The sequence below is a fragment of the Thalassobaculum sp. genome (assembly GCF_965223715.1).
Lineage (GTDB): Bacteria > Pseudomonadota > Alphaproteobacteria > Thalassobaculales > Thalassobaculaceae > Thalassobaculum.
Genome location: NZ_OZ245012.1, coordinates 3,251,499 through 3,276,350, shown reverse-complemented (window position 1 = coordinate 3,276,350; position 24,852 = coordinate 3,251,499). Strand labels below are relative to the sequence as shown.

Annotated in this window: 29 protein-coding genes; 23 read left to right on the top strand and 6 right to left on the bottom strand. The window is 70.0% G+C overall.

Annotated elements, in window-relative coordinates; all coding sequences use genetic code 11:
* The first annotated feature begins 108 nt into the window (after positions 1–108).
* From ACOQOP_RS15110 to ACOQOP_RS15090, 5 genes are read left to right on the top strand one after another with little or no spacing between them, the layout of a single operon-like run.
* Positions 109–1,125 carry an NADP-dependent oxidoreductase gene (locus ACOQOP_RS15110; protein WP_420562636.1) on the top strand — a complete coding sequence of 339 codons (1,017 nt, stop codon included), beginning with the start codon at positions 109–111 and terminating at the stop codon, positions 1,123–1,125.
* The gene (locus ACOQOP_RS15105; RefSeq protein WP_420562635.1) at positions 1,122–1,799 is read left to right on the top strand and encodes a glutathione S-transferase family protein; all 678 of its coding nucleotides are present in this window, start codon (positions 1,122–1,124) and stop codon (positions 1,797–1,799) included. Before ACOQOP_RS15110 ends, ACOQOP_RS15105 begins: the two co-directional genes overlap by 4 nt.
* Entirely contained in the window at positions 1,796–2,707 is a 912-nt protein-coding gene (locus ACOQOP_RS15100; protein WP_420562634.1) for a 2-dehydro-3-deoxygalactonokinase, read from the top strand. The genes ACOQOP_RS15105 and ACOQOP_RS15100 overlap by 4 nt, the downstream gene beginning before the upstream one ends.
* The gene (locus ACOQOP_RS15095) at positions 2,704–3,339 is read left to right on the top strand and encodes a 2-dehydro-3-deoxy-6-phosphogalactonate aldolase (protein WP_420562633.1); all 636 of its coding nucleotides are present in this window, start codon (positions 2,704–2,706) and stop codon (positions 3,337–3,339) included. The genes ACOQOP_RS15100 and ACOQOP_RS15095 overlap by 4 nt, the downstream gene beginning before the upstream one ends.
* Before the next feature lie 16 nt (positions 3,340–3,355).
* Positions 3,356–4,000 carry a MarC family protein gene (locus ACOQOP_RS15090; protein ID WP_420562632.1) on the top strand — a complete coding sequence of 215 codons (645 nt, stop codon included), beginning with the start codon at positions 3,356–3,358 and terminating at the stop codon, positions 3,998–4,000.
* 7 nt (positions 4,001–4,007) lie between these two features.
* On the opposite strand, the gene ACOQOP_RS15085 is transcribed toward ACOQOP_RS15090, so the two are convergent.
* Positions 4,008–4,568, bottom strand: coding sequence for a GNAT family N-acetyltransferase (locus tag ACOQOP_RS15085; protein WP_420562631.1), 561 nt, complete (start codon positions 4,566–4,568; stop codon positions 4,008–4,010).
* Positions 4,569–4,650: 82 nt separating this feature from the next.
* On the opposite strand from ACOQOP_RS15085, the gene ACOQOP_RS15080 reads away from it, so the two are divergent.
* From ACOQOP_RS15080 to ACOQOP_RS15065, 4 genes are all read left to right on the top strand, one after another.
* Complete coding sequence (locus tag ACOQOP_RS15080; RefSeq protein ID WP_420562630.1) at positions 4,651–5,811, top strand: M20 aminoacylase family protein; 1,161 nt, start codon at positions 4,651–4,653, stop codon at positions 5,809–5,811.
* 15 nt (positions 5,812–5,826) lie between these two features.
* Positions 5,827–6,993, top strand: coding sequence for a M20 aminoacylase family protein (locus tag ACOQOP_RS15075; RefSeq protein ID WP_420562629.1), 1,167 nt, complete (start codon positions 5,827–5,829; stop codon positions 6,991–6,993).
* Positions 6,994–7,098: 105 nt separating this feature from the next.
* Positions 7,099–7,287 carry a type II toxin-antitoxin system HicA family toxin gene (locus ACOQOP_RS15070; protein WP_420562628.1) on the top strand — a complete coding sequence of 63 codons (189 nt, stop codon included), beginning with the start codon at positions 7,099–7,101 and terminating at the stop codon, positions 7,285–7,287.
* A gap of 5 nt (positions 7,288–7,292) precedes the next feature.
* Positions 7,293–7,679, top strand: a complete 387-nt coding sequence (locus ACOQOP_RS15065; protein ID WP_420562627.1) for a type II toxin-antitoxin system HicB family antitoxin — start codon at positions 7,293–7,295, stop codon at positions 7,677–7,679.
* 25 nt (positions 7,680–7,704) lie between these two features.
* Here the strand turns inward: ACOQOP_RS15065 and ACOQOP_RS15060 are convergent, their stop codons facing one another.
* Positions 7,705–8,943 (bottom strand): TIGR04372 family glycosyltransferase, encoded by a 1,239-nt coding sequence (locus ACOQOP_RS15060; protein ID WP_420562626.1) that lies wholly within the window; start codon positions 8,941–8,943, stop codon positions 7,705–7,707.
* A gap of 189 nt (positions 8,944–9,132) precedes the next feature.
* Between ACOQOP_RS15060 and ACOQOP_RS15055 the strand changes: the two genes are divergently transcribed.
* Positions 9,133–9,456: a hypothetical protein gene (locus ACOQOP_RS15055; RefSeq protein ID WP_420562625.1), complete on the top strand. Its 324-nt coding sequence runs from the start codon at positions 9,133–9,135 to the stop codon at positions 9,454–9,456.
* 5 nt (positions 9,457–9,461) lie between these two features.
* Here the strand turns inward: ACOQOP_RS15055 and ACOQOP_RS15050 are convergent, their stop codons facing one another.
* The 4 genes from ACOQOP_RS15050 to ACOQOP_RS15035 form a co-directional block, all read right to left on the bottom strand.
* Positions 9,462–11,135 carry a hydantoinase B/oxoprolinase family protein gene (locus ACOQOP_RS15050; RefSeq protein WP_420562624.1) on the bottom strand — a complete coding sequence of 558 codons (1,674 nt, stop codon included), beginning with the start codon at positions 11,133–11,135 and terminating at the stop codon, positions 9,462–9,464.
* 16 nt (positions 11,136–11,151) lie between these two features.
* Positions 11,152–11,571: a hypothetical protein gene (locus ACOQOP_RS15045; protein WP_420562623.1), complete on the bottom strand. Its 420-nt coding sequence runs from the start codon at positions 11,569–11,571 to the stop codon at positions 11,152–11,154.
* Between the two features lie 27 nt (positions 11,572–11,598).
* The gene (locus ACOQOP_RS15040) at positions 11,599–13,689 is read right to left on the bottom strand and encodes a hydantoinase/oxoprolinase family protein (protein WP_420562622.1); all 2,091 of its coding nucleotides are present in this window, start codon (positions 13,687–13,689) and stop codon (positions 11,599–11,601) included.
* A 76-nt stretch (positions 13,690–13,765) separates the two neighbouring features.
* Positions 13,766–14,497, bottom strand: a complete 732-nt coding sequence (locus tag ACOQOP_RS15035; RefSeq protein ID WP_420562621.1) for a S24 family peptidase — start codon at positions 14,495–14,497, stop codon at positions 13,766–13,768.
* A 127-nt stretch (positions 14,498–14,624) separates the two neighbouring features.
* Here ACOQOP_RS15035 and ACOQOP_RS15030 point away from each other — a divergent pair, with 127 nt between their 5' ends.
* The 13 genes from ACOQOP_RS15030 to ACOQOP_RS14970 all read left to right on the top strand — a co-directional run bounded on the left by ACOQOP_RS15030 (position 14,625) and on the right by ACOQOP_RS14970 (position 24,846).
* Positions 14,625–15,095 carry a DUF6362 family protein gene (locus ACOQOP_RS15030; protein WP_420562620.1) on the top strand — a complete coding sequence of 157 codons (471 nt, stop codon included), beginning with the start codon at positions 14,625–14,627 and terminating at the stop codon, positions 15,093–15,095.
* A gap of 113 nt (positions 15,096–15,208) precedes the next feature.
* Positions 15,209–15,697 carry a hypothetical protein gene (locus tag ACOQOP_RS15025; protein WP_420562619.1) on the top strand — a complete coding sequence of 163 codons (489 nt, stop codon included), beginning with the start codon at positions 15,209–15,211 and terminating at the stop codon, positions 15,695–15,697.
* The gene (locus ACOQOP_RS15020) at positions 15,636–16,919 is read left to right on the top strand and encodes a DNA-packaging protein (RefSeq protein WP_420562618.1); all 1,284 of its coding nucleotides are present in this window, start codon (positions 15,636–15,638) and stop codon (positions 16,917–16,919) included. The genes ACOQOP_RS15025 and ACOQOP_RS15020 overlap by 62 nt, the downstream gene beginning before the upstream one ends.
* A 1,023-nt stretch (positions 16,920–17,942) precedes the next feature.
* Positions 17,943–18,347: a phage tail terminator-like protein gene (locus tag ACOQOP_RS15015; protein WP_420562617.1), complete on the top strand. Its 405-nt coding sequence runs from the start codon at positions 17,943–17,945 to the stop codon at positions 18,345–18,347.
* A gap of 28 nt (positions 18,348–18,375) precedes the next feature.
* Positions 18,376–19,728, top strand: a complete 1,353-nt coding sequence (locus ACOQOP_RS15010) for a DUF4055 domain-containing protein (protein ID WP_420562616.1) — start codon at positions 18,376–18,378, stop codon at positions 19,726–19,728.
* Positions 19,729–19,755: 27 nt separating this feature from the next.
* A complete protein-coding gene (locus tag ACOQOP_RS15005) occupies positions 19,756–20,379 on the top strand; it encodes a hypothetical protein (protein WP_420562615.1) in 624 nt (207 codons plus the stop codon).
* 106 nt (positions 20,380–20,485) lie between these two features.
* Positions 20,486–21,640 (top strand): P22 phage major capsid protein family protein, encoded by a 1,155-nt coding sequence (locus tag ACOQOP_RS15000; protein ID WP_420562614.1) that lies wholly within the window; start codon positions 20,486–20,488, stop codon positions 21,638–21,640.
* A gap of 120 nt (positions 21,641–21,760) precedes the next feature.
* Positions 21,761–22,009, top strand: a complete 249-nt coding sequence (locus ACOQOP_RS14995) for a hypothetical protein (RefSeq protein WP_420562613.1) — start codon at positions 21,761–21,763, stop codon at positions 22,007–22,009.
* 14 nt (positions 22,010–22,023) lie between these two features.
* Entirely contained in the window at positions 22,024–22,494 is a 471-nt protein-coding gene (locus tag ACOQOP_RS14990; RefSeq protein ID WP_420562612.1) for a DnaT-like ssDNA-binding protein, read from the top strand.
* Positions 22,491–22,850 (top strand): hypothetical protein, encoded by a 360-nt coding sequence (locus ACOQOP_RS14985; RefSeq protein WP_420562611.1) that lies wholly within the window; start codon positions 22,491–22,493, stop codon positions 22,848–22,850. Before ACOQOP_RS14990 ends, ACOQOP_RS14985 begins: the two co-directional genes overlap by 4 nt.
* A 42-nt stretch (positions 22,851–22,892) precedes the next feature.
* On the top strand, positions 22,893–24,062 hold the full coding sequence (locus tag ACOQOP_RS14980) for a phage tail tube protein (RefSeq protein ID WP_420562610.1): 1,170 nt from the start codon (positions 22,893–22,895) through the stop codon (positions 24,060–24,062).
* 26 nt (positions 24,063–24,088) lie between these two features.
* Entirely contained in the window at positions 24,089–24,544 is a 456-nt protein-coding gene (locus ACOQOP_RS14975) for a hypothetical protein (RefSeq protein WP_420562609.1), read from the top strand.
* On the top strand, positions 24,502–24,846 hold the full coding sequence (locus ACOQOP_RS14970; protein WP_420562608.1) for a phage tail assembly chaperone: 345 nt from the start codon (positions 24,502–24,504) through the stop codon (positions 24,844–24,846). Before ACOQOP_RS14975 ends, ACOQOP_RS14970 begins: the two co-directional genes overlap by 43 nt.
* Positions 24,847–24,852: the final 6 nt, after the last annotated feature.

Below are 24,852 nucleotides of genomic sequence, written 5' to 3'. Positions count from 1 at the left end.
CACGATGTGGTTGAATCGAGGGCTTCGGCCAACGAGCCGGCAGCGATCGAATTGTGGAGCGCGAGCGTCGCAAGCGGTCTGGAGAGTGTCAAGCTGGGGGGTACGGCCTTGAGTGACGAGAATCAGCACGTGGTCCTGCGCGGCCGACCGGACCCGTCGGTGCGCGCCGATCTGTTCGAGCCGGTCGACGCGGCGATGCCGAGGATCGGCGACGGACAGATGCTGATCCGGGTCATCTGGCTGTCCCTGGAGCCGGCCATGCGCGGCTGGATCGCCGATGCCCCGAACTACAGCGAGCCGGTGCCGATCGGCGCGCCGATGACCGGCTTCACCGTGGGCGAGGTCGTCGAGTCCCGCCACCCCGGATACCCGGTCGGGACCATCGTCCAGGGCCGCCAGGGCTGGCGCCGCTTCGCCGTGTCCGACGGCAGCGACATCGACCGGGTGGTCGACCCGTCGCTCGCGCCGATCTCCACCGCCCTGCACGTGCTCGGCATGAACGGGGCGACCGCCTATGTCGGCATCGTCGACGTCTGCAACGTGAAGGCGGGCGACACGGTGGTGGTGACGACGGCGGCCGGCTCGGTCGGCTCGGTGGTCGGTCAGATCGCCAAGGTGATGGGCGCGCGGGCGGTCGGGGTCACCGGCGGGCCGGACAAGGTCCGCGCCTGCCTGGAGGAGTTCGGCTTCGACGCGGCGGTCGACTACAAGGCGGCGCCGGACATCGGACCCGGCCTGGATAAGGCGGCCCCGGACGGGATCGACTGCTTCTTCGACAGCGTCGGCGCCGACCAGTTCGACGCGGTGCTGGAGCGCATCAACGTGGGCGCGCGGATCGCCATCTGCGGCACCATCGGCATGCCGTCCTTCCCGCTGCCCATGGGGCCCCGGCCGAACCGCCAGCTCCTGGTCAAGCGGGCGCGGATGGAGGGCTTCCTGATCCTCGACCACTACGACCGCTTCAACGACATTGTGGAGCGGCTCGCCGGCTGGTACCGGGACGGTCATCTGAAGTATCGCGAGGACGTCACCATGGGCCTGGACAACGCGGCCGAGGCACTGATCCGGCTGCTCACTGGCCAGAACACGGGCAAGGCGCTGGTGCGGGTGGGGGCCGATCCATGAAGCTGTACGAGCGCCTCGGCGCCAATAACCTGTGCCCGAGCCCGATCGGCTACCGGGTGCGGGTCGCCCTGTCGGTCAAGGGCATGGACTGCGAGCGGGTGCCGATGCGTTTCGCCGATGTGGATCGGCTGGAGGCGGAGACCGGGTCGCGCACCTGCCCGGCGATGGTCGACGGCGCCTCCCGTCTCACCGATTCCGAGGCCATCGTGCGCTATCTCGATGCGGTGCAGCCCAAGCGGCCGGTGTTCCGCGACGAGGACCGGCATTTCGACCTGACCGCGGTCGAGCGCGAGCTGGGCACCCGGGCCGGCAAGGTCATCGCGCCCTGGTTTATCGACCGGCTCTGCCCGGAGGACCGGGACTACTACCGGACCAGCCGGGAGGAACGTTACGGCATGACCTTCGCCGAGCTGGTGGCCCATCGCTCGGCCGCCGAGCTGGACCTGGCCTTCTCCGTCGGACGGGTCGCCGCCAAGCTGGAGCGCACGCCCTTCTTCTCCGGCAGCGAGCCGGGCTTCGCCGATGCGGTGATCTACGGCTATCTGCTGTGGATCGAGCTGGCCGATCCCAGCGCGATGCCGGAGCTGCCCGCCGACATGGCCGTCTGGTACGAGGCGCGGGATCTCGCCTGGCGACGGGCCTGCCTGACGCCGTTCACGAAGGACGCCGGATGACCGCCGAGACCACCGCCATCGGGGTGGACTGGGGAACGTCCTCGTTCCGCGCCTTCCGATTCGCCGCCGACGGCGAGATGCTGGAGGGACGTCGGGCCCAGGCCGGAATCCTGGCGATCGACGCCGGCGAATTCGAGGACGCGTTCGAGGAGCTGATCGGCGACTGGCTCGACGCGGCGCCCGACGTGCCGGTGGTGCTGTCGGGCATGATCGGCAGCCGCCAGGGCTGGCTGGAGACGCCGTATCTGCCCTGTCCGGCCGCGGTCGACGACATCGCCGGCGCGCTGGTGCCGCTGACCCTGGCGCGGGGGCGGGTCATCCGTCTGGCGCCGGGCCTGTCGGTGCGCGCCGACGACGGCATCCCCGATGTCATGCGCGGCGAAGAGGTTCAAATTCTCGGTGCCGTGGACCTGATCGGCAGCGCGACCGCCACGGTCTGCCTGCCCGGTACCCACTCGAAATGGGCCCGGGTGGAGAGCCGGCGGGTGACGTCGTTCTCGACCCACATGACCGGCGAGGTCTTCGACGTGCTGCGCCGGCACAGCATCCTGGGGCGCGGCATCGAGCACGCCGCCTGGGACGAGGAGGCCTTCCTGGAGGGCGTGACCCGGTCCGGGGCCGAGGGCGGGCTGCTGCATCACCTGTTCGGGGTGCGCGCCGCCGGCCTGTTCGGGGATCTGGCGCCGGAGGGCGCGGGTGCATTCCTGTCGGGCCTGGTCATCGGTCACGAGATCCGCGCGGCCGCCCCGGTCGACACGGTCTATCTGGTGGGCGAGGAGGAACTGGTCCGCCTGTACCGCGAGGCGCTGCGCGTCCTCGGACACCAGGGCGAGGCGGTGGCGGCCCATGCCGCGGCCTGCGGACTGTTCCTGATCGCCGACAGCCTCGGCCGCGGCGGCGGCCGATGAGCGCGCTCGCCCCCTATCTCGCCCGCTGCCCCCTGGTGGCGATCCTGCGCGGCGTGACCCCGGACGCGGTGGTCGACATCGCCCTGGCCCTGGAAGGCGAGGGCTTCGCCATCGTCGAGGTGCCGCTGAACTCGCCGCGGCCGCTCGACAGCATCGCCCGGCTGGCCGAGGCGGTCGGCGACCGGCTGCTGGTCGGGGCCGGCACGGTGATCGAACCGGACAGCGTCAACGACGTGGTCGCGGTCGGCGGTCGGCTGATCGTCATGCCCCATGCCGACGCCGCCGTGGTCGAGCGGGCGAAGAGTCGGGACGCGGTGGCGGTGCCCGGATTCGCGACCCCGGGCGAAGCCTTTGCCATGCTGCGGGCGGGGGCCGATGCCCTGAAGCTGTTCCCGGCCGAGGGCGCCCCGCCGCCGGTGCTGAAGGCGATGCGGGCCGTCCTGCCGAAACAGGCGCCGATCCTGCCTGTGGGCGGGATCACGCCGGAAACGATGGCCGGCTATGTGGCTGCCGGCGCTACCGGATTCGGCCTCGGCTCGGCCCTGTACAAGCCCGGGGACACGGCGGCGGCGGTTGCAGAGAAGGCCAAGTCCTTCCAAGCTGCCTGGGCAAAGCTCTCCTCCCCGTCGTGAACAGAATGGGTTTCCGATGAACGGTTTCGACTGGTCCGCCCACATCCAGTTCGGCGTCAGCCTGTTTGCCCTGATGGCGCCGATCGTGGTCGCGCCGATCTTCATTTCGCTGACCGCCGGCATGACCCAGCAGGACCGGATCGTCTGCGCGACCGTCGGCAGCGGCACCGCCTTTGTCGTGCTGAGCCTCGCCTATTTCTTCGGCGAGACGATCATCAGCACCATGGGCACGTCGCTGCCGTCCTTCCAGATCGCCGGCGGGCTGATCATCGCGCTGACCGGCCTGTCGATGATGTCGGACAAGAAGGTTCCGAGCGAGGAGGACGTGGAAATCGATGCCGGCGGCTCCGCTCTGCGGGTCGGCGTCTCGCCCATGGGCATTCCGCTGCTCGGCGGGGCGGGCGCCATCACCAAGATGATGCTGGAGGGTCATCCGGAGGAGGGGGTGGGCCACGAGGCGAGCGTGATCTCGATCCTCGCCGTGGTCGTCGTGATCAGCTGGGCGATCCTGGTGGGCGCCGGCTTCTTCGTCCGCTTCCTCGGCAAGAGCGGCATCCTGGTCTTCGAGCGGATCTTCGGCCTGCTGCTGATCGCCATCGGCGTGGAGATCCTGGTGCATGGCGTGTGGGGCCATGCCGACAAGTTCGTCCTGACCCACTGATGGCGGATCAGCGCGCGCGGGAGGCCCATTCGTCGGCGGTGATGGCGTAGCCCAGCACGGGGAAGTCGTTGTAGGAAGTCTCCCCTTGGGCGGTGAGGCCGACCGCCTCTAGCACCCGGGACGAGGCTTCGTTCTGCGGCACGACGAAGGCCACGACCCGCGACAGCCCGGCCGTCGCGAAGGCGTAGGCCAGGGCGGCGCGGGCCGCCTCGCGGGCATAGCCCTTGCCCCAGGCCGGGCGGGCGAAGGCGTAGAGCACCTCCACGTCGGAGGAGCGTTCCAGCCTGGCAAGCCCGGCCTGGCCGAGGAAGCGGCCGGAGGCCTTCTCCTCCACCGCCCAGACCCCGTAGCCGGCCGCCCAGGCCTTGCGGAAGGCGGCGATGCGGCTGTCGGCGATCTCCTCGGCGAAGGGGATCAGCGCCTCGCCGCCCACCAGATAGCGCACCACGTCCGGATCGGCCCGCATCGCCGCGTAGACCGGCTTGTCCTCGGGCGTGAAGCCGCGCAGCCGCAGCCGCTCGGTCTCGATCACCGGCACATCGGCCGTCGGGCGGGGGGAAGCGGCCATGTGGGCGACCTCTCTTGCATGCATGCGGATGGGGCTCGATACTCGCGAACCCTTTCCCGATCAACCGGAGCACCCTCCAGAAATGGCGATCATCAACCGCATCGCGGATTTCCATGGCGAGATGACCGAGTGGCGCCGCGACTTCCACGCCAATCCCGAGCTCGGCTTCCAGGAGAAGCGGACCAGCGAGATCGTTGCCGCCAAGCTGGCCGAATGGGGCCTCGAGGTGCACAAGGGCATCGGCAAGACCGGCGTGGTGGGCGTGCTCAAGGCGGGCAACGGCGACCGGCGCATCGGGTTGCGCGCCGACATGGACGCTCTGCCGATCACCGAGCGCACCGGCAAGGACTATGCCTCGTGCACCGCCGGCGTGATGCATGCCTGCGGCCATGACGGCCACACCACCATGCTGCTGGGGGCGGCGAAGTACCTGGCGGAGACGAAGAATTTCGACGGTACCGTCCACTTCATCTTCCAGCCCGCCGAAGAGGGTCTCGGCGGCGCCTTCGGCATGCTGGAGGACGGGCTGTTCGAGCGGTTCCCCTGCGACCGGGTCTACGGCATGCACAACATGCCGAACATCCCGGTGGGCGAGTTCGCCATCCGTCCCGGCTCGATCATGGCGGCCGGCGACACCTTCGAGATCACGATCCAGGGCCGCGGCTCCCACGCCGCCATGCCGCACCAGGGCGTCGACCCGGTGATCGTGGGCTCCAACCTGATCATCGCCCTGCAGACCCTGGTCAGCCGCACCGTCAGCGCCCAGGACGCGCTGGTGGTCTCGGTCACCGAATTCCATGCCGGCGAGGCGTTCAACGTGATCCCGGACAGCGTCGTCCTGCGCGGCACCTGCCGGACCCTGAACATGGAGATCCATGGCGCGCTCGAGGAGCGCTTCCGCCGGGTGGTCGACGGCATCTGCGCCGCCCATGGGGCCACGGCCGAGGTCGACTACAAGGCGATCTTCCCGGTGACGGTGAACGCCGAGGACGCCACCCGGCACGCGCTGGGTGCTGCCCGGGCGGTCGCCGGCGACAGCCGGGTGCGGGACGACATGACCCCGCTGATGGGGTCGGAGGATTTCGCCGCCATGATGGTGGCGGTTCCCGGCTCCTACATCCTGATGGGCAACGGGCCGGGCGCCTCGGTCCATCACCCGGAATACGACTTCAACGACGAGGCGCTCACCCACGGCGCCAGCTACTGGTCGACCCTGGTCGAGCAGCAGCTCGCCAAGGCCTGAGCGGAGGATAGACCCATGCCCATCGTCAACCGCATCGCCGAGTTCCACGACGAGATGACCGCGTGGCGGCAGGACCTCCACACCCATCCGGAACTGGGCTTCGAGGAGCACCGCACCAGCGACGTGGTCGCGGCCAAGCTGGAATCCTTCGGCATCGAGGTGCATCGCGGCCTCGCCGGCACCGGCGTGGTCGGGGTGCTGAAATCCGGCAGCTCGGGCCGCACCATCGGCCTGCGCGCCGACATGGACGCCCTGCCGATCCTGGAGCGCGGCGAGGACGACCGGCCGCACCGCTCGGTCAATGCCGGCGTGATGCATGCCTGCGGCCATGACGGCCACACCACCATGCTGCTGGGGGCGGCGAAGTACCTGGCCGAGACGAAGAATTTCGACGGCACCGTCCACTTCATCTTCCAGCCGGCCGAAGAGGGCAAGGGCGGCGGCGACAGGATGGTCCAGGAGGGCCTGTTCCAGCAGTTCCCCTGCGACACGGTCTTCGGCATGCACAACATCCCGGGCATCCCGGTCGGCAGCTTCGCCGTCTCGCCGGGCCCGATGATGGCGGCGCGCGACAATTTCGAGATCACCATCAAGGGCCGCGGCTCCCACGGCGCCATGCCGCATCACGGCATCGACCCGGTGCTGGTCGGCGCCCACATGGTCATGGCGCTGCAGTCGATCACCTCGCGCAATCTCGACGCGCAGAAGGCCCTGGTGATCTCGGTCACCCAGTTCCATGCCGGCCATGCCTTCAACGTGGTGCCGGACGACATGGTGCTGCGCGGCACCTGCCGGGTGTTCGACCCGGACGTGCAGGACAGCCTGCCGGAGCGGATCACCCGGATCATGGAGGGGGTCTGCGCCACCTTCGGGGCGACGGCCGAGCTGAACTACATGCGCGGCTATCCGGCCACCATCAACGACCCGGAGCAGGCCGAGATCGCTGCGGTGATCGCCGGCCGCGTGGCGGGGGATGAACGGGTCGACCGCGCTCCGACCCCGATGATGGGCGCGGAGGATTTCTCCTACATGCTGAACCAGCGGCCCGGGGCCTATATCTGGGCGGGCAACGGCGACACCGCCGGCGTGCACCACCCGGATTACGACTTCAACGACGCCGGCCTGCCCCACGGCGCCAGCTTCTGGGCCCAGCTCGTGGAGGACCGGCTGAAGCGGGTGTGAGCCCACTGACCGTGACGTTCGCCCCACTCGGGCGGCTGGGGTGACTGCCTGCGCGGCCATCGGCATTTCGCTTGATGGCCGCGTATTGTGTGTATATTTATACACATGAAGAGCGCGGACGTGATCACGCGACTGGAAGCGGATGGCTGGCGGCAGGTTCGCGTAAGCGGCAGCCATCACCACTTCAAGCATCCGACGAAGCCCGGCCTTGTGACCGTCCCCCACCCGAAACGCGACCTGCCGGTCGGCACGCTTCGGAGCATCGAGAAGCAGTCCGGCCTGAGGCTGAGGTGACGACGATGGTCTACTACGTTGGCATCATCCATCGGGACGACGGCACCGATTACGGCATCTCGTTCCCGGATTTTCCCGGCTGCGTCTCCGCCGGCGAGACCGTCGAGGAGCTGAAGGCCAATGCCGAGGAGGCGCTGGCCGCCCATATCGAGCTTCTGGCCGAGGACGGTACCGTCATTCCGTCCCCGTCCTCCATCGACACGGTCATGGCCGATCCGGACTTCCGCGACGGCATGCCAGTTCTGGTGCGCGCTCCCGACACCAGGGACGAGACGGTCCGGATCAACCTCACGATCCGGCGCTCGGCCCTCGCGTCGATCGACCGCAACGCGGCGATGCACGGCCTCAGCCGCTCCGCCTATCTCGCCAAGGTTGGCGCAGGCTCGTCCTAGCGGCACCCTCGGCAGCGCGCGCCGCTCAGTCGAGAAACCCCGGCAGGTCCAGGGTGCCGCGCGCGACCCAGCCGAAGGGGTGGCCGTAGCCGTAGATGTCGAGGGTCTCGTCGATGAAGCGGGGCTCCTGCCGGATCGCCGCCTCATAGGCCGCTCCCAGCGCGCGGAACCGCTCGTGCTTCGACATGTCCGGTTCCCACCGGCCGTTCAGCTTGTCGAGGAACTCCGCCGTGGCGGCGTCGATCTCGTCGGGGGTGTTCTCCACCAGTTCCACGCCCAGGGCCTCGAAATCCACGTCGCGGAAGGTGCCGGGCAGGCGGGCGTCGAGGATCTCGCGGTAGGTGAGGAACCGCCCGTCGCCGATCCGCCGGTAGCGTTTGAACAGGGACAGGTCCTCGTTATAGGGCAGGTTCAGGTGTTCGAACGGGGTGTTGGTCCGCAGCGACACGTTGCCGAAGGCGGCCGCGACCCAGATCGGCCCGGAATTCTGCGCGGTCATGAAACGGCAGGCCGCGCAGGCGTAGAGATCGACCCAGCGCTCGTCCGGAAAGGCGTCGGGCAGGCTGAGATAGCCGTCGGGTGCGGTGTCCCAGGTCTCCAGCTTCGGCTCGCCGATCCGCACCACCTGATAGCCCGCGTCCAGGATCCGCCGGATCGAGCCGTCATAGCTGCCGATGGCGGCGGTGCGGTGGCCGTGATGCACCTCCTCGGGCAGGTAGGCCATGGTGCGGGTGTGGAACAGGGCGAGCGGGGCGGACGGGTCGATCCCGTGCTCCGCCAGCCGCTTCTCTCCGCGCTCCCGCAGGCTGTCGGGCAGGGTGTAGAGGAACGGCTTCGTCCCGGACGCCATGGCGCGCCAGCATTCCACGATCAGCGTGCGCGCCGACATGGCGAGCCAGTGCAGGTGCTTCATGTCGAGCAGCCCGCCATCGACGGTGCCGAGCGACAGCACGTCGCGGAAATCGGTCTCCACCATCACGAAGCGATCGTCCAGGCACTCGGTCAGCGCCCGGTTCGAGCCGGGCATGTCGAGATTGCCGGTGACGATCACGATCCGGCGGTAGCGGTCGCCATACAGGGTGGCGAGCATCTGCGGCTCGATCACCAGATGGCCGAACCGGCGCCACTGGGCCAGCACGTAGACCAGGATCGGCTCGCCCGGCGTCAGGTGCGGGATCACCAGTGACAGAAGCCGGTTCAGCGTCTCCTGGCTGACCTGGCGCTCGGGCTGGGAACCGTTGGGCGGAGGTCCCTTCTTCTCCATGAAACGCTGCGCTCCGGTGCGACGGTGGGGCCGGCAGTACAGCAGATTCGCGGGCCCTCTGTCATATCGCGATCCCTCGTCCGGATCGCCCGGCCGGGGCCGCTGAATCCGCTACCGCACCGCCGGGACTTGGCATACCGTCGCCGGGGAGAGGCCCGCATCAGGCGGTGTCGTTCAGAGGGAATACCCATGCGCAAGTATCTGGCCGTCGCGGCCGTTCTGACCTGTGCTTTCACCGCCCCGGCAGCCGCCGAGAACCTCGAGTTTCTGCTCGTCAACAGTTCCAGCAGCGCCCTGACCGGCTTCTACGTCTCCGCGGCCAGTTCCGAGCATTGGGAGGAGAACCTGCTGGAGGGCCAGATCCTGGCCAGCAACTACGAGGTCACCGTGACCATCGCCGACGGCCTGACCACCTGCATCTACGACATCCGCGGCGTGTTCCAGGACGGCGACGTGGTCGAGGACATGGCCCTCGATCTCTGCGAGCTCGGCGAATACACCTTCACCGACTGAGGCGATCAGCCCGGATAATATCCCCGCAGCCGATCCCGCTCGACCAGGGCGGGATCGCGCTTTGCCGGATCGCCGTAGCCGCCGCCGCCGGGCGTCTGCACGGTTATGGCATCGCCCTCGGTGATGGAAATGCCCTGCTCCTTCGACAGGTGCAGCGGCGTGTAGCTCTCGCCGCCGCGCTCGACCAGCACCGTGTTCGGCGCGCCGTCGGCGCCGCCGAGCACGCCCTGCGGACCTACCCGGCCGTGGTCCATGACGAAGCTGGCCCGGGCGTTGCCGCGGCGCAGGCGCACCTTGTAGCGCACGCCGAAGCCGCCGCGATGCTCGCCGGCCCCGCCGGAGCCTTCGCGCAGGGCGTATTCCTCGTACAGGATCGGATAGCGCTGCTCGACCACCTCGATCGGCGTGGTCTTGGAGATGCCGATGGTGGAGCAGCCGTTGGAGATGCCGTCGCCGCCGGCATGCCCGCCATAGCCACCGCCGGAGATCAGGTAGCAGACATAGCCTCGGCCGGTCTTCGGGTCGGTGCCGCCGAGCGAGAAGTTGCCGCTGGTCCCCGCCGGGGCGGCGAAGAGGTGGTCGGGCACCGCCTTGGTCATGGCGGCGAAGACCGCCTCGGCGATGCGCTGGCTCACCTCCGCGGCACAGCCGGAGACCGGGCGCGGGTATTTGGCGTAAAGGAAGGTGCCGTCCGGATCGGCGATGGTCAGCGGCTCGAAGGTGCCGGCGTTGATCGCCACGTCCGGGTAGATGTGCTTCATCGCCAGATAGACCGAGGAGCGGGTCGTGGCGATCACGCTGTTCATCGGTCCCTGGCAGGGTGGCGACGAGCGGGAGAAGTCGAAATGCGCCTCCTCGCCCTTGATCGTCAGGGTGAGGGCGATGGTCAGCGGCTCGTTGACTACCCCGTCGCTGTCGACCATGGCGGTGCTCTCATAGACCCCGTCCGGCACGGCGGCGATCTTCGCCCGCATCTGCTGGGAGGCCCGGACCCGCATCTCGGCGATGGCCCGGTCGACCACGTCGGCGCCGTAGCGGTCGAGCAACAGGGTCAGCCGGCGCTCGCCCACGGTCAGGGCGGCGGCCTGGGCCTTGATGTCGCCGATGCGCTGGTCGGCGATGCGGATGTTGGAATTGATGATCGACAGGATCTCCTCGTCGATCACCCCGGCCTTGTAGAGCTTCACCGGCGGCAGGCGCAGGCCTTCCTGCTCGACCTCGGTGGCGCTGGCGGAGAAGCCGCCGGGAACGGCCCCGCCGGTATCGGGCCAGTGGCCGGTATTGGCCAGCCAGCAGAACAGCTCGCCCTTATAGAAGAACGGCTTGACGAACTTCACGTCCATCAGGTGGGTGCCGCCCAGATAGGGGTCGTTGACGATGTAGACGTCGCCCGGCTGCAGGTTGCGCGCCCGCTCGATCACCGTGGCGCAGCAATCCTGCATGGTGCCGACGAAGACCGGCAGCCCGTCCTCTCCCTGAGCGATGAGGGCGCCGTCGTCGCGGTGGTAGATGCCGTCGGAGCGGTCGTGGGTCTCGCTGATCACGGGCGAGAAGGCGGCGCGCGAGAAGGCCAGGTCCATCTCGTTGCAGACCTGCTGGAGACCGTTCTGGATGACCGTCAGCGTGATCGGGTCGATCGCGGATTGCGGATCGCGGTAGAGGGCGGCTGGTCCGGTCATCGGCACTCCATGGTCGTTACTGGGCGGCCGACGCGAGGTTGGCGTCGTAGGCCGCCAGGCCGTTGGTCACCACCGGATCGTCGCAGCCCTCGGCGTTGATGATCTCCTTGGCTTCCTCGATCAGGAACAGGCGGCGGCCCGCACCGACGGCCGCACCGGTCAGCGTGTCGATCCGCTGGCCGATGCGCTGCTGCTGCTCGTGGCTCAGCGTCACGTCGCGGCACTTGGCGACCGCCTGCAGGCCGATCTGGTAGTTCAGGTAGACCTCTTCCTGCGGGGTCTCGGCGGCGGCGCGGGCGCCGGCACTGCCGATCGCCATGCAGACCAGGGCGAAGCCGACCAGGACGGCGACCAGCAGGGTCGGGACCCGGTCGGGGACCGGCGCGTGCGCGTGGGCGCGGGCGGAAAGGGCGCTGGAGAGACGGGGCGAAGTCATGACGGCAGCCTCACATGTTGGAGATGGTCACCGCAACAACGCGACGGAGACCAGAAGGTTGCCGAAATCGTCGAGCCGAGCCGACTGGCCGGGCTCGATGACGGTGGTGGAGTCGAACTGGGCGACGATGGCCGGGCCCTTGAGCGCCGCCCCCTCGGGCAGCCGCTCGCGGCGATAGACCGGGGTCGCCTGCCAGCCGCCCTGCTCGAACCAGACCTCGCGTGTCGCCTCCCGGGCGCCGTCGAGAGTGGCGGCCCGGTCGTCGGAGGCGGCGAGCTGGGCCAGCGGCACGGCCGGGCGGTGGCCCAGCACGGCGGTGTGCAGGTTCACCAGGACCGGCCGGATCTCCGGCAACTCGACGGCGAAGCGGTCCCAGTACGCGGCGGCGAACAGCCGGGCGAGGTCGTTCAGGCTCGGCGTCGCGGTGTCGAGCGGGACCTGCAGGATATGCGACTGCCCCAGGAACTGCATGTCGACGCTGCGGCGGATCTCCACGCTTGCCAGCGCCACCCCTTCCGCCTCCAGCAGGGCGCGGCCTTCCGCCTCCTGCTCGGCGAAGAGGGAATGGACCGCGGCGATGTCGAGCGCCTCCAGCGGGGTGTTAAGCGTGTTGACGAAATCGTGGCGCAGGTCGGCGACGGCGCAGCCGATGGCGTTGGTGATCCCTGGCCGGGCTGGAACGACCACCGTCGGCACCGCCAGCTCGCGGGCCAGCGCGGTCGCGTGCAGCGGGCCCGCACCGCCGAAGGCGAAGAGCACGAAGTCGCGCGGGTCATGGCCCTTGGAGAGCGAGACCATGCGGATCGCCCCGGCCATCCGGTCGTTCGCCACCCGCAGGATCGCCGCCGCCGCCGCGTCCGCCGAGAGGCCGAGGGGGGCGCCGACCGCCTCGACGATCCGGTCGCGCACGTCGTCGAGGGAGACCGGATTGTCGACCGACAGCAGCCGCGCCGGGTCGAGCCGGCCGAGCACCAGGTTGGCGTCGGTGATCGTCGGCTCGGTGCCGCCGCGGGCATAGCAGATCGGACCCGGCATGGCCCCGGCACTCTCCGGGCCGACCTTGAGCAGGCCCGAGGCGTCGACCGAGGCGATGGAGCCGCCGCCGGCGCCGATCGTGTGGACGTCGACCATGGGGACGTGGATCGGCATGCCGTATTCCAGGTCGAGCTCGCTGTGAATGCTGGGGATGCCGTCGATGATCAGCCCGACATCGGAGCTGGTGCCCCCCATGTCGTAGGTCAGCACATTGGCGAAGCCGGCCGCCCGGGCGGTGTAGGCCGCCGCCATCACCCCGGAGGCGGGGCCCGACATCACCGTGTTCACCGCCTGGTCGGCGGCGCGCTCGGCCGAGATGGTGCCGCCATTGCCCTGCATGACCAGCAGGGTGCGTTGGTAGCCGCCGTCCTCAAGCCGGTCGGTCAGGCGCTTCAGGTAGCGGCGCAGCACCGGCTGGACCGTGGCGTTCACCGCCGCGGTGGTGCCGCGCTCGTATTCCCGGAACTCGCTCAGGATGGCGGAGCCGGCGGTGACCTCGGCCTGCGGCCAGCGGGCGCGCACGATCTCCTCGGCCCGGCGCTCGTGGGAGGGGTTCGCGTAGCTGTGCAGGAAATGGATGACCACCGCCTCGCAGCCGGCATCCTTCAGCGTGTCGGCGGCGGCCGCGACCCCGGCCTCGTCCAGCGGGGTGAGCACCTCGCCCTCGGCATCCATGCGCTCGGCCACTTCCAGGCGCAGCTCGCGCGGGATCAGCGGCTCGAAATGGCCGGTCAGGCCGTAGGAGGTGGGGCGGGTGCGGCGGCCCAGTTCCAGCACGTCGCGGAAGCCCCGGGTGGTGATCAGCCCGGTGCGGGCGACCTTGCGCTCCAGCAGGGCGTTGGTGGTGGTGGTCGTGCCGTGGACGATCTGGTCGAGGGCGCCGGTGTCGACCCCGGCCGCCTCCAGGGCCGCCATCACGCCGCCGGCCTGGTTGTCGAGGGTCGTGGGCACCTTGGCGAGCGCCAGCCCGCCGGGCAGGGCGGCGTCCAGATAGACGAGATCCGTGAAGGTGCCGCCGACATCGACGCCGACGATCCGCGCCGTGGTGGGCCGCGCCGATTGGCCTGTGCCTTTGCCGCTCACCGCGTGCGACCTCCCTTCGAGAAACTTGTTCGTATGCTAACGAATGCCTGGGAGGGCGGGAAGGGGAGAGTTGGGGTCAGACCCGGCGGGCGAACCAGACCACGCGGCCGATGATCGAGACCTCGTCCACCGTGCGCTCGTAGTCCTGATAGCGGGCATTGGCCGAGCGGATCAGCACCCTTGCCGGCTCGGTGTTCGGCACCGGTTCCAATTGCTTGGCGACCAGCCCCATGCCGTCGAACAGCACGAAGATGCCGGGCGGGGAGGGCGCCTTGCGGGAGGTGTCGACCAGGATCTTGTCCCCCGCCTCCAGGATCGGCTCCATGCTGTCGCCGTCGATGGAGATGATCCGCAGGTTGTCGGCATCGGCATGCAGCTCGTGGTGCAGCCAGGAGACCGGGAAGTACCAGTTCTCGCCGCGCTGCTCCTGATCCATCAGCGAGCCGCCGCCGGCCGAGGCGATGATGTGGACCTCGGGCACGGCGGCCACCGCCGGGTCGTTGTCGATGGTCAGCGCCCGGGCGTAGGTCACCGCCCGGCGGGTCGTCATCTCGCTCGCTTGGCGCGCACCGGAGGACACGACCCGGGGCGGGGCGCTGTCGCGCAGTTCGCTCTCGTCCACGCCGAGATGGCCGGCCAGCAGGTGGCGCACGTCCTCCGGCAGCTTCCGGGGCGTGCCCCGGTGCACGAACTGGTGCAGGTAGGCGTGGTTCTTGCCACAGGCGATCGACGCCTTCTTCAGGTCCGTGGGCGGATCGCGGTGCGCGATCAGCTCGAGGACACGGCGTCGCGTTGGGTCGAGTTTCATGAGTTGGATCATATTCCGATTACACCTGGGTGTACAGAATAAAATTCCTATTGTGCGCCGCGATGTGATGCCATAGGTTGATCTGTTCCTATTGTATGCAGATCATAGCGACTGGAGGCGTTTCCCTATGGCTCAGGCTGCATCCACCCTCCCCGGACGTCCGGCGTCGCGGGCCACGCCCGATCCGGTTCCCCTGCTGCTGCGCGAGGCGGCCGACACCCTGCGCCGGCTGCCCCGCGGGGTGGCGAAGCCGCGCCTGTCGAGCTGGCCGGCGGTGATCCGGGACAGCGCGTCGCTGCTGATGGCCGACGGGGGCGCCCGCCGGCCGACCCCGCCCTCGCCCCAGGCGATCGACCGGATGGACCGGACCCTCGCCTGGCTGCTGGCCTGCGAGGAGGAGGAGCGGCGGCTGGTCTGGGCCCGGGCCATGGGCATCTCCTGGCGCCGGCTGGAGGATATGGACGGCCGCAGCCACGTCACCCTGCGCAAGATCGTCGCCCGCGGCCACGACCGGATCCGGGCTTTTCTGGCGGCGGACGATAAGAAAAAACCGGTAATAAGAAAAAACGCTTTACACGGTTTAGAAAAGCGCCTATAACTCCGTCCATGCTTGGATCACTGCGCTGATCCGCCGGGGCATGCCCCCGCAAGGCTGACGACAGGGCCGCTCCTCGCCGGGCGGCCCTTTCGCGTTTGAGACCGGAGGCCGCCATGCCCGTTCAGAAATGGACCGCTACCCGCCGCGCCCGATTCCTGAAGAAGCTGGCCGAGACCGGCAACGTCTCGGCGGCGGCCCGCGCCGCCAGCACCTCGCGGTCGCGGGTCTATCAGCTCAAGGCGAAGAGCCCGGCTTTCGCGGCGCAGTGGGCCGACGCCCTGGAGACGGCGACCGACGCGCTCGACGCCGAGGCCCGGCGCCGGGCCATGGACGGTGTGGAAACCCCGCGTTTCCACCAGGGCCAGATCGCCGGGACGGTGAAGAAGTATTCGGACTCGCTGCTGATGTTCCTGCTGCGCGCCCATCGCCCCGACCTCTACCGCGAGCGCGCCGGTCTGACTTCCAACAGGCAGGATGCCCATGATTCCGACGAGGACTACGCCGGGGCCCGCGACGCCCTCGCCGACCGGCTTGCGCGACTTGATCCGGACGCAGGCGACAAGCCCGGCGGCGGCAAGGGCCCTGCTGACGGGGCTGAGTGACCGGGAGGCGGCCCATCTGCTGCACGACTGGCCGCTCTGGGCGCGGGACAAGCAGCTTCCGCCGCCGGGAGACTGGCGGGTCTGGCTCATTCTGGCCGGGCGCGGCTTCGGCAAGACCCGGACCGGGGCGGAGTGGGTGCGCGCCCTGGCGGAAGGTCAGCGCGCCGGCCGCATCGCCCTGGTCGGTGAGACGGCGAGCGATGCCCGCGACGTGATGGTGGAGGGGGAGAGCGGGCTGCTGGCCTGCTGCCCGCCCTGGGCCCGGCCGCATTACGAGCCGTCGAAGCGGCGGCTCACCTGGCCGAACGGGGCGATGGCTTCCTGTTTCTCGGCCGACGATCCGGACCAGCTTCGCGGCCCGCAATTCGACACGGCCTGGGCCGACGAGATCGCCAAATGGCGCTACGAGGCCGCCTGGGACAATCTGATGCTCGGCCTGCGCCTGGGGCTCGACCCGCGCTGCGTGGCGACGACGACGCCGAAGCCGCGGGCCTGGCTGTCGCGGCTGATGGCCGATCCGCGCACGGCGGTGACCCGGGGCGGCACGCGGGAGAACGCGGCCAACCTGGCCCCGGCCTTCCTGCAGCAGATCCTGGCCCGCTACGACGGCACCCGGCTCGGCCGGCAGGAGATCGAGGGTGAGTATCTGGTCGACACGCCGGGCGCGTTGTGGACCCGGGCGCTGCTGGCGGCCTCCCGCCACGACGGCGCGGTGCCGGAGCTGGCGCGCATCGTGGTCGCCGTCGATCCGGCGGTGACCAGCGGGTCGGAGTCCGACGAGACGGGCATCGTGGTCGCCGGCCGGGACGGGTCGGGCGGCTTCTGGGTGCTGGAGGACCTGACCGCAAGGCTGAGCCCGGACCTCTGGGCGCGCCGCGCGGTCGAGGCCTATGGAAGACACCGGGCCGACGCGGTGGTCTGCGAGGTCAACCAGGGCGGCGACCTGGTGGCCGCGACCCTGCGCACGGTCGACCCGGCGCTGCCGGTGCGGTCGGTGCGGGCGACAAGGGGCAAGCGCCTGCGGGCGGAGCCGGTGGCGGCCTTGTACGAGCAGGGAAAGGTCCGGCACGCGGGGGCATTCCCCGAACTGGAGGACCAGATGACGGGCTTCACCGGAGCGGCGGGCGAGGCCTCGCCGGACCGGCTCGACGCGCTGGTCTGGGCACTGACGGACCTGATGACGGGGCCGAGGGCGGCGGAGAGCCGGGAGTTTCTGTTCTGAGGGGTTCTGCCTTCCCCTTCACTCCCCGGATTTATTCCGGGGCGAGCCCATGGATCGCTCGAAAACCCGGAGATCACCGCACGGTCCCGTCACGCCGACGGGCTGGCCCCGGAATGAATCCGGGGAGTGAGGGAAAGGAGAGGGGCGAGCAACGTTGGGATTTTCCTCACCGCCTTTTCCCTCCTCAAACGCACTCCCCGGACCTGTTCCGGGGCCTACGCTTGGAGCGGCACGGGCGGAAATCGCCCTCGAATGACCGTGCCTCGGCAGGGTAGGCCCCGGAATAAATCCGGGGAGTGAGGGAAAGGAGAGGGGGGAGCGACGTTGGGGGCTTCCTCACCGCTTTTCCCACTTCGAACGCACTCCCCGGACCTGTTCCGGGGCCTACGCTTGGAGCGGCACGGGTGGAGATCGCCGTCGAATAACCGTGCCTCGGGAGGGTAGGCCCCGGAATGAATCCGGGGAGTGAGGTGGGGAGGTATTCCAAGTGGGAGAACCCGATGGCGCCGGTGAACCTCGCCACCCCCAACTCCATTCATCCACTCTCCGGAGTTATTCCGGGGCCTACGCCCGGAGCGGCACGGGCGGAGATCGCCTTCGAATGGCCGTGCCGCGGCAGGGTAGGCCCCGGACTGAATCCGGGGAGTGAGGTGGGTAGGTGTTCCAAGCGGGGGAACCTGATGGCGCCGGTGAACCTCACCACCCCCAAACTCCATTCACTCACTCCCCGGATTTATTCCGGGGCGAGCCCAAGGGTTGCTCGAAACCCGGAGATCACCGCACGGTCCGTCACGCGGACGGGCTGGCCCCGGAATGAATCCGGGGAGTGAGGGAAAGGAGAGGGGGGAGCGACGTTGGGATTTTCCTCACCGCTCCTCCCTCTTCAAACGCACTCCCCGGACCTGTTCCGGGGCCTACGCCTGGAGCGGCACGGTCGGAGATCGCTTTCGAATGACCGCGCCTCGGCAGGGTAGGCCCCGGAATGAATCCGGGGAGTGAATAGGAAAAAACATGGAGGGCCGCATGACCCAGGATGAGGCGCGGGCGGCCCTGGAGGGGCTGGTCGCATCCGGCTGGTCCGCCACGCCGGTGGCCTATGAGAACGTCGCCTTCACCCCGCCCGCCGGGCTGGCGCCCTGGATCCGCCTCGCGCTCGAAAGCGGCGAGACGGTGCAGGCCTCCTTCGGTGGGACGCCCCGGCGGTTCCGCTGCACTGGCACCCTGAAGGTCGCGATCCATGTCGCCAGGGGCACCGGCACGGCCGGAGCCTATCGCCTGGCCGACCAGATCGGCGGCCTGATCGCCGCCGCGTCCATCCCCGGCCTCGCCCTGGAGGCGGCCGGCACGGCCTCGGAGGCGGGACAGGACGACGGCCCGTACTTCCGGCTCACCGTCGCCATCCCGTTCCGGCACGACGATTTCCGCTGACCGACCCCACCCTTCGTCGGAGACCGCCATGAGACAGCGCGCCCCCACCCCTGCCGCGGCGAGCGGCGAGGCCGATGTCGCCACCCCCTGTTCCGCCTGGCACGCCATGGCGCCGGACTGGGAGCTGATCGGCGACCTGCTGGGCGGTACCCGGGCGATGCGGGGCGCCGGTGAGCGCTGGCTGCCGCGCGAGCCGCGGGAGAGCCTGGAGGCCTACCGCATCCGCCTGTCGCGCACCGTCCTGTTCAACGGCTTCGGCCGGGCGGTACAGACCCTGTCCGGCAAGCCCTTCGCCAAGCCGGCAAGCCTGGGCGACGGCGCCGATCCGCGCATCCGCGCCCTTTGCCGCGACCTCGATCTCGGCGGCCGCGACCTGACCACCTTCGCCCGCGACGTGCTCCGCGCCGCCCTGACCGACGGGGTCACCCACCTGCTGGTGGACTATCCCGAGGTGGGGGAGGGGGTGCAGACCCTGCATGACGAGCGCAGCCGGGGGGCACGGCCGTACTGCGTCCATGTGCCGGCCCGCGACCTGATCGGCTGGCGGGTCGGCGACGGCGGCAAACTGGAGCGGCTGCGCATCCGCGAGAGCGTGGTCGAGCGCGACGGCGCCTGGGGCGAGCGGGTGGTCCCGCAGGTCCGGGTGCTGGAACCGGGCCGCTGGGCCGTCTGGCGCAAGCCGCAGAGCGGCGACGACGCCCCCTGGCGCCAGGTGGCCGGTGGGGAGACCAGCCTCGACCACATCCCGTTCGTGTCGATCTATGCCGGGCGCACCGGTTTCCTCACCGCCCGGCCGCCGCTGATGGACCTTGCCTGGCTGAACCTGGCGCACTGGCAGTCGAGTTCGGACCAGCGCCACATCCTGCATGTGGCCCGCGTCCCCATCCTGTTCGCCCGCAACCTGAAGGTCGGCGAGGACGGGGTGGAGATCGGCCCCAACCGGCTGATCCTGGGCGACGGCGACGCCGCCGAGCTGCGCTATGTGGAGCATTCCGGGGCCGCCATCGCCGCCGGCCGCCAGGACCTGGTGGACCTGGAGGACCGCATGGCGGTGATGGGCCTGGACCTGATGGTCGGGCGCAGCGGCGGGGTGACCGCCACCGAAAAGGCGATCGACGCCGCCCGCGCCGACAGCGCGCTGGCCGGCCTCGCCCGCGAGGTGGAGGAGGGGCTGACCCGGGCGCTCGGCCTCGCGGCGCAATGGATGGACCTGCCGCCGGAGAGTGCCGGCCGGGTCACCCTCGACCCGGATATGGGCCTCGACGCCCGGGAGGCGCAGGAGGTCGACCTGCTACTGCGCGCCCGGATCGCAGGCGAGATCGACCGACCGACCTTCCTCGCCGAGATCCGCCGGCGCGGCATTCTCGCCGACCTCGCCTGATCCTTTGCCGAAAGACGGAGACCTGTGATGCCGCTTCCCGCTTACGTGGACGATCTGGACGCGCTGCCGGAGGCGGTGCGGGCCCATTACGTGCAGACCGAGGACGGCCGCTGGCGCCTCGACGCCGAGGGGGTGGAGGACGTCTCCGGCCTGAAATCGGCGCTGGAGAAGGAACGGGCCGAGCGCAAGGCGCTGAAGGCCGAACTGGCCGCACTGACCGGTGGGGAGGAAGTGCCGGCCGAGCCGGACCCCGCCCCGGAGCCCGAACCTGAAGTGCCGGCGCCGGTCGACCGCGCGCCGGTGCTGGAGGCCCGGCTGCTGGAGGCGGAGGCCCGCGCCGCGATCCAGGCCGCCCACGGGGTGCCGGAACTGCTGCTGCCGGTGGTGGTTTCCCGCCTTTCGGTCTCCGAGGACGGCGCCATTGCTGCGACCACCGAGGACGGCACGACCCTCTCGGTCGCCGAACTGGTGGAGCTGCTGCGCGCCGACCCGGTCTATGGCCGGGCCTTCGACGCCTCGGGCAAGGGCGGCAGCGGCGCGCCGGTGGCGGGGCGCGGCGATGCGGGACCGGTCACGGTCTCCGCCTCCGACCCCCGCGCCGTCGCCCGCCACATCGCCGACATCGCCGCCGGCCGGGTCCGGCTGGCGTAACGACACCAACGCCCCGGCCCGGGCGGCCGGAACCTGACCTTTCGCGCCTTGGCGGGATGCCGGAGCGACACCCCTTTCCCTCATGTCTCTCGACAAGGAGTTCGTCATGGCGAACAGCCTCTCCGACATCATGCCGAAGATCCTGGCGCGCGGCCTGATGGCCCTGCGCGAGCAGGCGGTCATGCCCCGCCTGGTCAATGCCGACTATTCCTCCGACGCGGCGAAGAAGGGCGACACGATCGACGTGCCGCTGCCCAGCGCCATCGCGGCGACCGACGTCACCCCGTCGAACACCCCGCCGGTGCCGACCTCGCTGGCCGCCAACGTGGTGCAGATCCAGCTCAACAACTGGAAGCGCGCCGGCTTCCACCTGACCGACCGCGAGGTCCTGGAGATCGATCACGACGAGAGCTTCGTGCCGATGCAGATGTCGGAGGCGATCCGGGCGCTGGCCAATGCGGTCAATGCCAGCGTCCATGGCGAGTATGTCGGCATCTACGGGTATGTCGGGACCGCCGGGGTCACGCCCTTCGGCAGCGACGTTAGCGACGCCACCCTGGCCCGCAAGCTGCTGAACCGCCAGCTCGCCCCGCGCAGCGACCGCCGCGGCGTGCTCGATTTCGACGCCGAGACCAATGCCCTGGCGCTGGCCCAGTTCTCCGACGCGGAGAAGGTCGGGTCGTCCTCGGTGAAGATCGACGGCGAGGTCGGGCGCAAGTTCGGCATCGACTGGTTCGCCGATGACGGGGTGCCGACCCACACGGCGGGCACCGCGTCGGACGATGGCACCTACACCATCACCACCGGGGCCGGCGGAGTGGCCGGCGACGTCTCGGTGACCCTGACCTCCGACATCGGCACCCCGACCCTGGTGGCCGGCGACGTGATCTCCTTCGCCGGTCACGACCAGACCTATGTGGTGACGGCCGGGACGGGGCTGACCACCGGCAACACGTCGGTGGCGATCGCCCCGGCGTTGAAATCGGCGGTCGCGCCCGGTGCCGAGGCGACGGTGCGCGAGAGCCACGTGGTCAACCTGGCGTTCCATCGCGACGCCTTCGCGCTGGCCATGCGGCCGCTGTCGGCCGGGCTCGCCGACCTGTCGCTCGGCAATCAGATCCTGGCGATGACCGACGCCCAGACCGGCCTGTCCCTGCGGCTGGAGGTCAGCCGCCAGTACAAGCAGACGGTCTGGGAGTTCGACGTGCTCTGGGGGGTGAAGCTGGTGCGCCCGGAACTGGCCGTGCGCATCGCCGGCTGACTGCTCATCCAAGTCCTCCCTGCCCGGCCGTTCCCCACCGGCCGGGACCCTGCCGGGGCCGGTCCGTTCGCGCGGACCGGCCCCGGCTTTTTTGTGCATACGGAGCCGAAGGAGATGCCCGTGTCCGATGTCGAGATTCTGCCGACGGTCGTGCTCGAGCATGCCCGCACCGGCCAGCCCATCGTGGTCGACCAGCGCGACTACATGGCGCGCAAGGACGGCCGCTACGCCGACTGGCGGCTGCTGGGCCAGGGCGACTTCATCGCCCCGCCGCCACTGCCGAGCGAGGAGGGGCCGCCCGCGCCGATGCCGGCACCGGCCTGTGCTGCGAAATCCCGCAAGCGCCGCCGCCGGCGCTCCCACCGCTGATCGGAGGGCCGACCATGACCGTCACCGCCGGAACCGACGTCTATGCCGACCTCGCCGAGGCCGACGCCTATTTCTCCGCCCGCACCGTAAGCAGCTGGTTCGACGCCTCGACCGCCGAGCGCGAGGCCGGCCTGCTGCGGGCCACCGCCTATCTCGATGGAAGGTACCGCTGGATCGGCACCCGTGCGGCGAGCGAGCAGCCGCTCGGCTGGCCGCGGCTCGGCGCCACCGATCCGGAGGGCCGGACCCATACAGGCATTCCCGCGTCGGTGAAGCACGCCTGCGCCGAGCTGGCCTGGGTCGCCCTGTCCTACGACCTCGCCCCCCAGGCGGAGCGCGGCGGGCGGGTGCTGTCCGAACGGGTCGGGTCGGTGGAGGTGACCTATGCCCAGGACGCGCCGATCGGCCGCGCCTTTCCCTATATCGACCTGCTGCTGACCGGCCTGGTGCGCTCCGCGGCCTCCGGCACCGTGAGCCGGGCATGACCCGCCTCGGCGAGGCGATCCGGCCGATGGTGGCCGGGCTGATCGCGCGGGCCGGCGCGCCGATGATTCTGCGACGGGCCGGGGTGCCGAGCTACGACCCGGCGACCGGCGAGGTGACCGAGACCCCCGTCGACGTGGCGCTGACCGGCGTCCTGGAAGAGGTGGAGACCGGCCATGCGGACGGCGTGATCCGCCGGGGCGACCGGCTCGTCACCGTCGCCGCGCAAAACCTGCAGATCGACCCCGGCCCCGGCGACGACCTGATCGTCGGCGGCGACACCCACCGGGTGGTGTCGGTGACCGCCACCTATGCCGGCGACCGGCCGGCGGTGTTCCGCCTGCACGTCCGGCGCTGACCCCACCCGCATTCCCTGATCCCAAACGAAGGAGACGGCACGATGGCCGACAGCAGCCGCGCACAGCTCTACAGCCTGAAGGAGTCGGTCTGGGGCACCACCCCGGCCGCCGCCATGACGCAGATGCGCTACACGGCCGAGAGCCTCGGCTACAACATCAGCAACGTGACCAGCAACGAGGTCCGCTCCGACCGCCAGATCGTCGACCTGATCCAGGTCGGCGCAGAAGCGTCGGGCAATGTGGATTTCGAGCTGAGCTACGGCGCCCAGGACGCCTTCCTGGCCGGTGCCTTGTTCTCCGACTGGGGCACGCCGGTGGCGGTCTCGGTCGCCGACGACATCGCCGCCTCCAATGCGGCCAGCGCATTCACCAGCACGGCAACCGACTTCACCGCCGCCGGGATCGTCGTCGGGCAATGGCTGCGCGTCTCCGGCTTTGCTGCCTCCTCCGGCGCCAATAACGGCTACTACCAGGTGACCAGCGTGGCGGCGAACAGCCTCGGCGTGTCGCCCGCCCCCGCGACCGACGAGGCGGCCGCCGGGCTCACCGTCGCCATGGCCGGATCGGTGCTGCGCAACGGGGTGACGGAAAGCTCCTTCACCCTGGAGAAGGCCTTCACCGATGTGGGCAAGTTCATCGCCTTCACCGGCATGGTGCCCAACACCCTCAGCCTCGACATCCAGACCGGGCAGGTGCTGCGCGGCGCGGCCGGCTTCATGGGCAAGGCGGCGAGCATCGGCGATGCCACCGTCGGCACCGGCGCGCCGGTCGCGGCCTCGACCAACGACGTGATGAACGCGGTCAACAACATCGGTGAGGTGCGCGAGGCCGGCGTTGTGCTGGCCGGCACGGTTCTGCGCTCCCTGTCGGTGCGGGTCGCCAACGGCCTGCGCGGCATCCAGGCGGTGGGCGCGCTGGGCAATGTGGATATCGGCGCCGGCCGCTGCACCGTGACCGGCAGCGTGTCGATCTACTTCTCCGACGGCGCCTGGTACCAGAAGTACCTGGCGGGCACCCAGACCTCGCTCTCCTTCCGGGTGCAGGACGGCGACGGCAACGCCTATGTGGTCGGCCTGCCCAAGGTGAAGCTGACCGGCGGCCGGGTCCAGGCGGGCGGCAACGACCGCGACGTGATGGCCGATTTCGACTTTCAGGCCCTGCGCGACCCGGACACCGGCTGCACCATCCAGATCGACCGGTTCGCCGCCTGACGCCCGCCATTCGGAGGAGACCAGCCATGGACCTGAGCCGCTTCAAGACCGACACCGCCCGCGAGGACGAGGGGGTGTGGACCACGATCGACGCGTCGTCCGACGCGCAGATCCGCCTCGCCCGGATCGGCAACCGCCGTTATCGCGAGGCCATGGCCCGGCGGCTGAAGCCGTATCGCCGCGCGCTGCGGGCCGGCACCCTGGACGAGTCCGTGACCGAGCGGATTACCGCGGAGGTCCTGGCCGAGACCGTGCTGCTCGACTGGCGCGGGCTGACCGACGGCGCCGCCCCGCTGGCCTATAGCCGGGAGACGGCGCGCGACCTGCTGCTGAACCCCGCCTATCGCGACTTCCGCGACCTGGTGGTGGAGCTGGCCGGCGAACTGGATCTCTATCGGGAGCGCGACCTGGAGGAGGCGGAAAAAAACTCCGCGACGTCGTGCGATGGCAGTTCGACTGGGGCGACCGGCTCGACTTCCTGACGACGCTGGCCGCTCAGACCGGCACGGAGCCGGCGGCGCTCTCCGACCGGCCGGAGCTGTTCGAGGACCTGTACGAGGTTGCCGAAGCCTTTGCCGTGCTGTCGGCCGGTCGGACCCTCTCCCTCGGCCTCGGTGCGGCCATCGCCAACCCGATCGCGTTGGCCGAGATCGACGCCTATTGCCGCCTCGTCGGGATCGCCGACACGGCCGAGTTCAGCCGCCTGATACGCGCTATGGACGCCGCGTATCTGGAGCGGGTCCGCGCCAAGCGGGCCGCTGACACCACCCCCGCAACCCCCTGACCTTGG

Bases quoted from the DNA above. Each gene is read 5' to 3' on its own strand.
- ACOQOP_RS14980 (WP_420562610.1), top strand. From the start codon at position 22,893: ATGGCCGACAGCAGCCGCGCACAGCTCTACAGCCTGAAGGAGTCGGTC.
- ACOQOP_RS15050 (WP_420562624.1), bottom strand. From the start codon at position 11,135: ATGACCGGACCAGCCGCCCTCTACCGCGATCCGCAATCCGCGATCGAC.
- ACOQOP_RS15095 (WP_420562633.1), top strand. From the start codon at position 2,704: ATGAGCGCGCTCGCCCCCTATCTCGCCCGCTGCCCCCTGGTGGCGATC.
- ACOQOP_RS15015 (WP_420562617.1), top strand. From the start codon at position 17,943: ATGACCCAGGATGAGGCGCGGGCGGCCCTGGAGGGGCTGGTCGCATCC.
- ACOQOP_RS15035 (WP_420562621.1), bottom strand. From the start codon at position 14,497: ATGAAACTCGACCCAACGCGACGCCGTGTCCTCGAGCTGATCGCGCAC.
- ACOQOP_RS15010 (WP_420562616.1), top strand. From the start codon at position 18,376: ATGAGACAGCGCGCCCCCACCCCTGCCGCGGCGAGCGGCGAGGCCGAT.
- ACOQOP_RS15085 (WP_420562631.1), bottom strand. From the start codon at position 4,568: ATGGCCGCTTCCCCCCGCCCGACGGCCGATGTGCCGGTGATCGAGACC.
- ACOQOP_RS15090 (WP_420562632.1), top strand. From the start codon at position 3,356: ATGAACGGTTTCGACTGGTCCGCCCACATCCAGTTCGGCGTCAGCCTG.
- ACOQOP_RS15075 (WP_420562629.1), top strand. From the start codon at position 5,827: ATGCCCATCGTCAACCGCATCGCCGAGTTCCACGACGAGATGACCGCG.
- ACOQOP_RS15100 (WP_420562634.1), top strand. From the start codon at position 1,796: ATGACCGCCGAGACCACCGCCATCGGGGTGGACTGGGGAACGTCCTCG.
- ACOQOP_RS14990 (WP_420562612.1), top strand. From the start codon at position 22,024: ATGACCGTCACCGCCGGAACCGACGTCTATGCCGACCTCGCCGAGGCC.
- ACOQOP_RS15030 (WP_420562620.1), top strand. From the start codon at position 14,625: ATGGCTCAGGCTGCATCCACCCTCCCCGGACGTCCGGCGTCGCGGGCC.
- ACOQOP_RS15070 (WP_420562628.1), top strand. From the start codon at position 7,099: ATGAAGAGCGCGGACGTGATCACGCGACTGGAAGCGGATGGCTGGCGG.
- ACOQOP_RS15055 (WP_420562625.1), top strand. From the start codon at position 9,133: ATGCGCAAGTATCTGGCCGTCGCGGCCGTTCTGACCTGTGCTTTCACC.
- ACOQOP_RS15065 (WP_420562627.1), top strand. From the start codon at position 7,293: ATGGTCTACTACGTTGGCATCATCCATCGGGACGACGGCACCGATTAC.
- ACOQOP_RS15045 (WP_420562623.1), bottom strand. From the start codon at position 11,571: ATGACTTCGCCCCGTCTCTCCAGCGCCCTTTCCGCCCGCGCCCACGCG.
- ACOQOP_RS14985 (WP_420562611.1), top strand. From the start codon at position 22,491: ATGACCCGCCTCGGCGAGGCGATCCGGCCGATGGTGGCCGGGCTGATC.
- ACOQOP_RS15105 (WP_420562635.1), top strand. From the start codon at position 1,122: ATGAAGCTGTACGAGCGCCTCGGCGCCAATAACCTGTGCCCGAGCCCG.
- ACOQOP_RS15005 (WP_420562615.1), top strand. From the start codon at position 19,756: ATGCCGCTTCCCGCTTACGTGGACGATCTGGACGCGCTGCCGGAGGCG.
- ACOQOP_RS15025 (WP_420562619.1), top strand. From the start codon at position 15,209: ATGCCCGTTCAGAAATGGACCGCTACCCGCCGCGCCCGATTCCTGAAG.
- ACOQOP_RS15060 (WP_420562626.1), bottom strand. From the start codon at position 8,943: ATGGAGAAGAAGGGACCTCCGCCCAACGGTTCCCAGCCCGAGCGCCAG.
- ACOQOP_RS15000 (WP_420562614.1), top strand. From the start codon at position 20,486: ATGGCGAACAGCCTCTCCGACATCATGCCGAAGATCCTGGCGCGCGGC.
- ACOQOP_RS15080 (WP_420562630.1), top strand. From the start codon at position 4,651: ATGGCGATCATCAACCGCATCGCGGATTTCCATGGCGAGATGACCGAG.
- ACOQOP_RS14975 (WP_420562609.1), top strand. From the start codon at position 24,089: ATGGACCTGAGCCGCTTCAAGACCGACACCGCCCGCGAGGACGAGGGG.